The sequence below is a fragment of the Candidatus Zixiibacteriota bacterium genome, from assembly GCA_035380245.1.
Classification (GTDB): Bacteria; Zixibacteria; MSB-5A5; order GN15; family FEB-12; genus DAOSXA01.
The window spans coordinates 21,124-29,350 of sequence record DAOSXA010000006.1; the positions used below are offsets into that span (position 1 = coordinate 21,124).

8 protein-coding genes are annotated in these 8,227 nt (G+C 58.8%); all 8 read right to left on the reverse strand.

Features of this window, described 5'->3' with window-relative positions; genetic code table 11:
- A partial coding sequence (locus PLF13_14145) for a hypothetical protein (GenBank protein HOP08414.1) occupies positions 1-1,448 on the reverse strand: 1,448 nt, incomplete at its 3' end.
- A 36-nt stretch (positions 1,449-1,484) separates the two neighbouring features.
- Positions 1,485-2,282, reverse strand: coding sequence for a FecR family protein (locus PLF13_14150; protein HOP08415.1), 798 nt, complete (start codon positions 2,280-2,282; stop codon positions 1,485-1,487).
- Between the two features lie 14 nt (positions 2,283-2,296).
- Positions 2,297-3,043 carry a hypothetical protein gene (locus PLF13_14155; GenBank protein HOP08416.1) on the reverse strand — a complete coding sequence of 249 codons (747 nt, stop codon included), beginning with the start codon at positions 3,041-3,043 and terminating at the stop codon, positions 2,297-2,299.
- Positions 3,044-3,543: 500 nt separating this feature from the next.
- Positions 3,544-4,299, reverse strand: a complete 756-nt coding sequence (locus tag PLF13_14160) for a PD-(D/E)XK nuclease family protein (GenBank protein ID HOP08417.1) — start codon at positions 4,297-4,299, stop codon at positions 3,544-3,546.
- Positions 4,300-4,358: 59 nt separating this feature from the next.
- Complete coding sequence (locus PLF13_14165; GenBank protein HOP08418.1) at positions 4,359-5,267, reverse strand: DUF932 domain-containing protein; 909 nt, start codon at positions 5,265-5,267, stop codon at positions 4,359-4,361.
- Positions 5,268-5,347: 80 nt separating this feature from the next.
- Positions 5,348-5,542, reverse strand: a complete 195-nt coding sequence (locus PLF13_14170; GenBank protein HOP08419.1) for a hypothetical protein — start codon at positions 5,540-5,542, stop codon at positions 5,348-5,350.
- Positions 5,543-5,572: 30 nt separating this feature from the next.
- Positions 5,573-6,022: a hypothetical protein gene (locus PLF13_14175; protein HOP08420.1), complete on the reverse strand. Its 450-nt coding sequence runs from the start codon at positions 6,020-6,022 to the stop codon at positions 5,573-5,575.
- A gap of 525 nt (positions 6,023-6,547) precedes the next feature.
- Entirely contained in the window at positions 6,548-7,288 is a 741-nt protein-coding gene (locus tag PLF13_14180; protein HOP08421.1) for a hypothetical protein, read from the reverse strand.
- Positions 7,289-8,227: the final 939 nt, after the last annotated feature.

An 8,227-nucleotide genomic window follows, 5' to 3' on the forward strand; every position in this document is an offset into this window, starting at 1 on the left:
TAGGAAGTTGCTCCGGCGACGCTTTGGCAAGTCGCGTTGCATACGATGCACGACGTTTGCCCGTAAGTACAGCTTTCAGTAACCGCGTTTCCATCATCACACGCTTCACCGTTTCCGGAGTCTGTTGTACTATCACCACAATATGACGTGGCTCCCGCGACATTCTGACAAGTCGCGTCGCATACGGTACAGCTTGTTTGCCCGTAGGCGCAGCTTTCGGTGGTGGTGTTCCCGTCGTCGCAAGCCTCGCCCGTCTCGACTACCGAGTTTCCACATACGGCGCTCTCGGTAACTGTCACCGGTGAGTCCATGTCATCCATGACAGAACCATCCACACGGCACCCGGGAGAATAATCACCCGCAGCTGTGTATGTACATTCCATAGTATTGCCTGAAGCTATCGTGCTCCATGAGTGCGTGGTATCGCACCGGCCTTCGAGGCTTGATGCAGTACCGCCGCTCACCGTGCAGGTCAATGTGAATGTTACCTCAGTGGAACCCGAGGTGGGAGATAAGGCCGCTGTGACAGACAGCGTTTCTGTCTGACAAGTCGAGGAACAGCCATCGTCCGATGTGGAGTTACCATCATCGCACTGTTCGTCGTTTGCCGTATCTGTTATGCCATCGCCGCAGTAACTTGTCGCGCCGGATACGGACTGGCAGGTGGCGTCACATACTGTGCACGAGGTCTCCCCGTATGAACACGCCTCGGTTGTGGTGTTGCCGTCGTCGCACTGCTCGCCCCCGCCTTCATCCACCGCGCCGTCGCCGCAGTAGCCTCCCTGGACGATAACCGTCTCGCATGTTTCATCACAGTAATTGCAACTCGAACCATATGCGGGTGTGCAGACAGTTCCGTTGTCTTGGCCGTCGTCACAGTCTTCGCCGGTTTCGACGGTACTGTTGCCGCAGACGGCGGAAACGGCTGGCACGTTAATAGACACAGTGTCCTGTTTTAGTATCCGGGAACCGTCGTACAGGGACACCGTGATTGAGCCGTTGCCGGCCGATGCCGCGCTGGTGGCGTGGAAAACCGCCGACGCGCCAGTAGCCGCCAGGGAACCGATGTTTTCAGGGGACATCGACCAGGAAACAGAGCCCTTGAATGAATCGGTCAGGTCGGTGCACTTGTAGTCGTAGACGACGGCTTGGAAAGTCGAAGTCGCACCGGCCGCCACCGAAACAACAGTGTCCTTCAGGACGGGGACCTGTTCGCCCTCCTCATGTATCTGGACGCACAACACCGAATCGTAAGAGACCCGGTCGCCGACGTCCGCCGTCCGTTCGGCCACGGGGCCGTTCGAGCACTCGCGCGAAAGTTCGGCGGGGACATACGGAAGCGGATTGCCGCCACCCCCTCCGCAATTCGATATCAACAATGGTATCAGCAGCAGCAACGGGGCCGCAGCCATGGCTGCTTTCACTATGGTCTTTTTCTTCCTGTCCATGATAAGCACCTCGTATATGTTTCTGTAGTCATACCGTCAGTAATTACAGCAGTCGCCGGACGGAGCAGTGATGTGCTCCATTATCAGGTTGTCCAGGTTCTGCCGAATTATGTCATCGGCCACGAAGTCCGCCATCTCCTCCGCGTTTTCGCCGCCGAGCGAAGAGCTTTCCTCGCCGCCTGCTTCGCTGGATTCTTCGACAAGCTTGTCGATGTCCTTCCCTTCCCGCCTGAGCCGGTTCATCTCCTGCTCGCGGACGCGTGACGGGCCGGTCGGCGGCTTGTTGATCTCGACGCTGACTCTGTGCCCGGGTTCCACCATCTGGTCGACGTCCTGGGCCGTGACGACAACGCGGCCTTCCACCACGACGAAAGCGCTCTTGCGGTTCGTCGCATCATGGTCGACAGTGAAAGCGGTACCGCGCACGCCCGCGATGGCCGTCGGGGTTCGAACCTCGAAAAGGGAGTCATCGTTCGCAAGCTTCGCGGCTTTGGCGTAGATGCGCCCTTCTGCAATGTCTATGCCGCTTTTGTTGCTTCCCGCTTCGTCTTTCTTGAGAGTGTCCACCTTCATCATCGTCAACGGAGAGAGCTTGATTACGTTTCCCGCGAACCACGTGAGGACTGCCTCACCGTCCGGTCCAGTGCGCACCGAATGTCCCTCGCCCAGCTTTGTGTCCGTCGAGAGCGGACTCCAGTCTCCGTCGCTAATCCGGTACTGCACCGGGCCTGTTATCTTCAGAACACTGACTTCCCCGGATGCCATAACGACTTGGGAGAGTATGGCGGTAATGATGACAGCCGCCGTTATTATTCCTGCCGCGTGTTTTCTCATGATCTTCCTCCTGGTCACTTGAACCTGTATCTAAGGGCGGCGCGGAAAACGCGGTCGTCTTCCGGCTCGAGCCCCGGCGCCGGGCCGGTGAACAGCTTGTCCACAAGCAGATACCCGGCATTCAAGTCGGTGGTATCGTTCATCCTGTAAGTGATGTCCGCGCTCCACTGGTCGAACACGTGCATGTCGAGATCGCCCACGGCGCGCGTGTACTTGTATCCGATGACCGCTGCCCATCGGGAGGCTACCCCGTGCCGGTATGCTATCCCGAAGTCGACGGTCCGGCTTTCCGACCAGTCGGTCTGCGTGTTGTATACGGCGCTGAGAAGAAGGTGGCTCCGCTCCGCGCGCTCGTAAACCTTGTGGTAGTAGCCGATGCGGACGCGGTCATTGTCCGTTCTTGTTGCCAGGGTACTGTCTACTTCGTTAATCGCGTACGTGAAGCCGACAAGGGCGTAGGAGCTGCTGGAGAACATCTTTATGACATTCGCGCCGGCAGCCTGGCCGCCTTCGTCATTGGTTTCGAGATTCTGCTTGTGCATGTAGAAGACGCTTCCGAGGACGCCGCCTTCCAGATGGCGTGTAATTGACACGACGTTGTATACGTAGTTATCGGGATTGTTCTCATCCGAATGGGACTCGTACATCGAGGTCAGAGTTATTATGGGGCGCGCCGCAGGCGGCGGCTCGGCCTGTACGATCGTTGTTGTCATAAGGATGACAGCCAGCAGTATAAGCGGGCTCATGAGGCAGTGTTTCATCACGACACCTCCTTGAGTTGAGAGATATTGTCTCTAATGTGGGGTGGTCCAAACCAAAAGGACAGCCCCGCTTGTCCAACTACCTGTCCGCGCCACGCACGGAGTCCGTAGTAACGAGGCTGCCCCAAAAAAGCAGCTGGACGGACTCCATGCGTTTTCTGCGCAGACTTTCGCGCTCAGGTAGTTGGACAAGACCATCATAGCACAACCTGCTATTGCAAACAATTGAGCCGGGGTATAAAACACATTGGATAAGTTGCCAAACATAAAAGGACGACCCCGGCTGGACCTTCAGTTGATCGTCATACGACGAACCCCCGAACACCGAGGCCGCCCCAATAAGCAGCCTAACGGGGGCTCGTACGTATAACGTGCGCCGAAGCGCGTACTGAAGGTCCACGTGCATTATAGCACAACCCCGGTGTTCGGGGGAACATCGGCAACAAAACAGGCGGGGCCGCCTGTTCACAGGACAATAAAGCGCCCCGCCTGGTTTCTGATTACCATCTGTAGCACTCTGCGGAAAAGTCGCACGATGGGCACAGGAAGCCCTTCGCTGGAAAGAACAAACCTGCGTCCACGGCCTCCAGTACCCGCTCCACCGTCCGGTACATCTGATCGAAGTCCCTGACGTTGCGCACAGTCTCCAGCCGCTGGAACTTCGGCGTCTTGTTTTTGACGATGACCTCAAACTGGCCGGTCACTTCCTCCCGCTCATGCTGTAGGGCGAGCGCGTAAGCGTAAAGCGTCATCTGCAAGCTCTGATCGGCCATCATCGTGCTCCAGCTTCTGCCGCTGGTTTTCAGTTCCACCGGCTCGTGGTCGCGGGTGATGCGGTCGATGTAGCCGAAAAGCTCCACGTCCGGCATCTTCTCTCCCGTTGCCAGGTTCACGAACGGAACCTTGATTTCTGCTTCCACCGCCAGCGGGGCGCCCACGTCTTCCATCGCATCAAGATATGTACGCAGCATGGCGAGTCCCTGCTCCTCCAGACTTTCGGGCGATGAGCCATTCCACTTGATAGGCACGGTCTGCGCCGCCGTCCAGTCCAGCCGGAACGCTGTTTCCATCTGTTCACGTGTCAGTTGAACACCGTCCATCCTTTTGCGGTGGATGAACTTGGCGGAACGATGGAACACGGAACCGAATGCCATGTTGGGCGACATCTGGTCAGGTTCGATCTGGTCCACATACCGGAAGCGATACCGGAGCGGACAATCGAGGTATGTCGTGATCTTCGTTGCTGATATTTGCATGGTGTACATCTCCCTTCATAAAATTGGGAGAGGGCCGCAGCCCCCTCCCGTTGATTTCTTCATGCCGCCAGCAGCGTCGAAGCGTACCGCTCCATGTCAGATTCTTTCTGGGGCGGAAACGACTGCGCTGCGCGGGTTATTGCGTTCACTGCGTCGAACAGTGTGCGGCCTCCGTGATACTCGCGGTTCGCGGCCAACACAACCCGGTCTGCCGCCGTGTGTCCCAGGGCGCTCGCGACATCGGTGATGATCCTGGACTTGTCCCGCGCCGTCAGGTACCTGCTTCTTGCCCGGTCCATCCGTTCCAGAAACTCGTGGGAACGGTTCAGCACTATACCGATATCGGGCAGCCTGATGTCGTTGTTGCCCAGGTGCATCCAGCGGGACTTGATCGTGTCGCCGACCGGCACCATCATTCCATTGCTGCACACCCAGCGGAACACCCCGGCCCACAACTGCATCGAGCCGTTGCCGTTCTCGCTGTTGGTGAATTCGATCATCGGGGCCAGTTCGCCCACGCGGGCGGTGGTGGGCACCAGCTTCACCTTCGTGTGGTCGAAGCTGAGTGTGTGCTTCACGGGCTTCAAGCCGACGCCGCTGTCCTGGGCCGATTGAAGAATGTCGAGCAGCAGGATGTTATCCAGCTTTTTGTAGCGCGGGCTGACCACGCCATACAGCACGTCCCGGCTGAAACGGAACATGCGCTCGGTGTCTCCCTGCAGCCGGTTAAGCCTGTTGAAGGTGATCGCTCGTTCGACAGGTGTCAACCTTTCCAGCCAAAAGTCGGCTGGTATCCCGCACTGCGCACAAAGCTGTTTTGCGGCTGTGCCGGTCACCCGGATCGGTTTGTTGTCGAAGTAGAATGTTCCGTTCCCGTAAACGACCGCCGTAGCCTGCGCGACCTCGTCATGCTTCGCGGCGTCGTTGCTTTTCAGTTGCTCAATGAGCCTTCCCATCGTGTGGTTCATGTGTATCCTCCTCATAAAAGATTCAGGGCCGGAGCATCACTGCCCCGACCCTGTTGTTACTCGTGTTTACTGAGTGTGGGTTACTCAGTCGCGGTTTCCGCAACGGTTTCCGCCACTGCTTCCGTGCGTGGCTCCTGGACCTTCTTCCCGAAGCGCGGTCTGCGTGACCACATGCTGCCTCCGAGTTTCACTCCGATGAACGCCGCACACGCGCCCGTCAGAAGCAGGAATACCCATCCAAGGAATGCAATGATTGCCTTTGCTGCTGTGTTCATGTCCTACACCTCCAGTGATTTTGTGTGGGCCTACGCCACGCCGCGTGCTTTGTCGAGCAGGGCTTCGATGGCCCGGCTGGCTGTCTTGCGGGAAAGTTCTTCCACCTTGTCCGTGTTGAACTTGTCGCGGAGCCAGAACCGGCCTTCTGACTTGTCTTCGAACTGTTCCTTGAGCAGCTTGTGCAACATACCCTGTTGCTTCTGCGTCGCGGGCAACCGCTCCCTGCCATTGCTGGAACCGTTACCCTGGTGGCTGTCGCCGCCGCTTTCGTTGTTGCCGGGGATCGAGGTTTCCGGTGTGCTGCCGGATGCTGTTCCGTCGATCTGGCGCTTCACTGCCGACCGTGCCTGATTGAACAGGTAGTCGCTGACCTCGGCGATGTTGTTAAACTCGCTCTCGGCCTCCACGGTGACAGTGAATGTTTCATTCTCGAACTGTCCCGTGCTCACTTTCTTGCTGAAGACTGCGTTGATACGCATACTGCACCTCCCAATTGTTTTTGAGCCCGCCGCTTGGCGATTCGCCAAGCAATAAAGGCGGCGGGCTCTTGCCGTCAGGAGACATGTACCGGGATGCCACGCTCCCGCAGCCATTGAGCCAATATGGAACGGTGGCAATGCGCCGGGTCACGCTCCCAGCAGCACAAGCTCAGGTGCCGGTCGTCGCTCCTCGCCCAGGCTCGTGCAAGGTCGAGGTGCCGATGCGTGACTCGCTCATCAAGGAGGGCCAGGTACCGCTCGGTGTACTGCGGCCACGTGATGCAGTGGTCCTTCCAGTCCCACACCAGCCGCCTGTCAGGTACAAAGATGTCTGCCCGCCGAACGGACTGGAATGCTGCGGGAGCGCTATTTGCAATGCTGATGATGGTGCCTCGGTGGGCACGAGGGCTGAAGAATGAAGCTGTGTACAACACGGGAATCACTCCTTTCTGTGGACACGCAAAAGCCCGCCGCCCCTGAGCCGATGAACTGGCCGGGACGACGGGCTGGTGTCGGTGGGGATTGTCACAGCGCCATCGCGGGCACTGCGCGGGTGGTGGGGTGGATATGGCCGTGCCAGTGGCCGCTTGCCATCCACTCCGTGATCTCGGCCTCCTGGATGATGCGCCACTGCGCGTCGTAGTGGGCGTCCAGTTCGGCGTCGTGCGGGTCGGGCTGGTGGGCCGGGGCGGGTTCCTCCGCTTCTACAGCGATGGGTTCACACCTGTGGTGGGTCTGGAGCACGACGTCGTCCTCATCCGGCCTGCGGATGTACTCGTGGCAGCGGCCTTTATGGGCTCGCCACAGCACGTCCTCGGCTATCTGGCTTTCGCGCCGCAGCATCCACTCGTTGGGCATGGGCAGCCGGATGTAGCCGGTCACCCTCTGCCGGGTTCTCCGGTCCCTGAGGCGGGATATCCGCATTCTGGGCAGGGTGGCAAGGTAGGCGTCGATGGCAATCCAGGCCGGGTCGCGGAACTCGGCCACTTCCTCCCCTGCGTCGTCCACATACACGCGGACCGGATCGTCATCTGCCGGGACATCGCCGGAGATACTGTTCTCGTCGATCCCGGTCTGGCCGCACAGCCAAGTGCTGAACGGTGAGGCATTGTTGCCGTAATACTTCAGTTCGGAGCGCACCGCCTCCTCGACAACGGGGCGGGCGGCGCAGCGGGCGGGGAGATTGTCGGTTCCTCCGCCTATCGTTCCCTCATCCTGGGAACCGCGGACGAGGTTTGCACAGTCATAACACTTGAGTCTGAACATGGTGAAACACTCCTTTCGTGCTCACCCCACCGGCTGGGGCGGGGTGGCGGGAATATGTCCGGCACGGGTCAGGTGCCGGGGATGTGGGCGGGTAAAGCTGTTGGGGTAAAAAGCAGTTCGGCGCGGAACCGGGTCCCCTTGCGGGTGCCGGTCCGTGTCCGATCTGCGCGGGCTGGCAGCGGCGGCGATGGAACATGGCCGTCGCGTAGCGGGCACGTGGGCAGGCGGGTGTACCGCGTGGCGTTGCTCCGACCTTGCGGGGGACGCCCGGTCATCGCAGCACGGGTCTGAGGGGTGGCGGGGTCACCCACACCTTACGCGGCGGGGAGCACCACCTGCCTGGTACAGGTTGGTCGGATAAGAGCCGCCCGGTAACCAGTGCGGCGTCACCTGCACATACTGCCGGGATGAACTTGTCAATGGTAGTTGATGAAGTCGGCGCCTCGGTCAATGGCGCTCAGTGGATAGGAACCCGCACAGAAACGACCCGGTGGGCACCGAACGGAAAGTCGCAATTTCCACATGGGGATAAGGGGGGTACCTTCCCTCAGCCTCGGAAACGCCTTAAGGCCGGGTTAGTCTGATATAATATATAAGTGGTTTTTTCCCTATTAGGGCCGCCTCATTACCATCCCCGTTGCGGGTATTGCTGTATGTACATGCTGTGCTTGTAATGTGACCTTCGGGTCTGTGGAACTATGGTCGATAATGGCCGTAGATCGGTAGACTTTGGTAGACCCAACTAAGGGTATTATAGGGTGTTTTTGGGCATGCAGGCGATTTGGCGGTGTTTGCGGTATATCAAAAAGCCCTTTGTTAAAGGCTCTTTTTGCCATCATAAAAAAGGCGGGGCTGTCAGGCCCCGCTCTCATAACCCGAAGGTCGCTGGTTCGAATCCGGCCCTCGCAATGCCCAAATAGGACACGGTGTCGTTACCGG

Excerpts from the sequence above, each read along its gene's own strand:
- PLF13_14160 (HOP08417.1), bottom strand. The coding sequence starts at position 4,299 with ATGCAAATATCAGCAACGAAGATCACGACATACCTCGATTGTCCGCTC.
- PLF13_14150 (HOP08415.1), bottom strand. The coding sequence starts at position 2,282 with ATGAGAAAACACGCGGCAGGAATAATAACGGCGGCTGTCATCATTACC.
- PLF13_14170 (HOP08419.1), bottom strand. The coding sequence starts at position 5,542 with ATGAACACAGCAGCAAAGGCAATCATTGCATTCCTTGGATGGGTATTC.
- PLF13_14175 (HOP08420.1), bottom strand. The coding sequence starts at position 6,022 with ATGCGTATCAACGCAGTCTTCAGCAAGAAAGTGAGCACGGGACAGTTC.
- PLF13_14155 (HOP08416.1), bottom strand. The coding sequence starts at position 3,043 with ATGAAACACTGCCTCATGAGCCCGCTTATACTGCTGGCTGTCATCCTT.
- PLF13_14165 (HOP08418.1), bottom strand. The coding sequence starts at position 5,267 with ATGAACCACACGATGGGAAGGCTCATTGAGCAACTGAAAAGCAACGAC.
- PLF13_14180 (HOP08421.1), bottom strand. The coding sequence starts at position 7,288 with ATGTTCAGACTCAAGTGTTATGACTGTGCAAACCTCGTCCGCGGTTCC.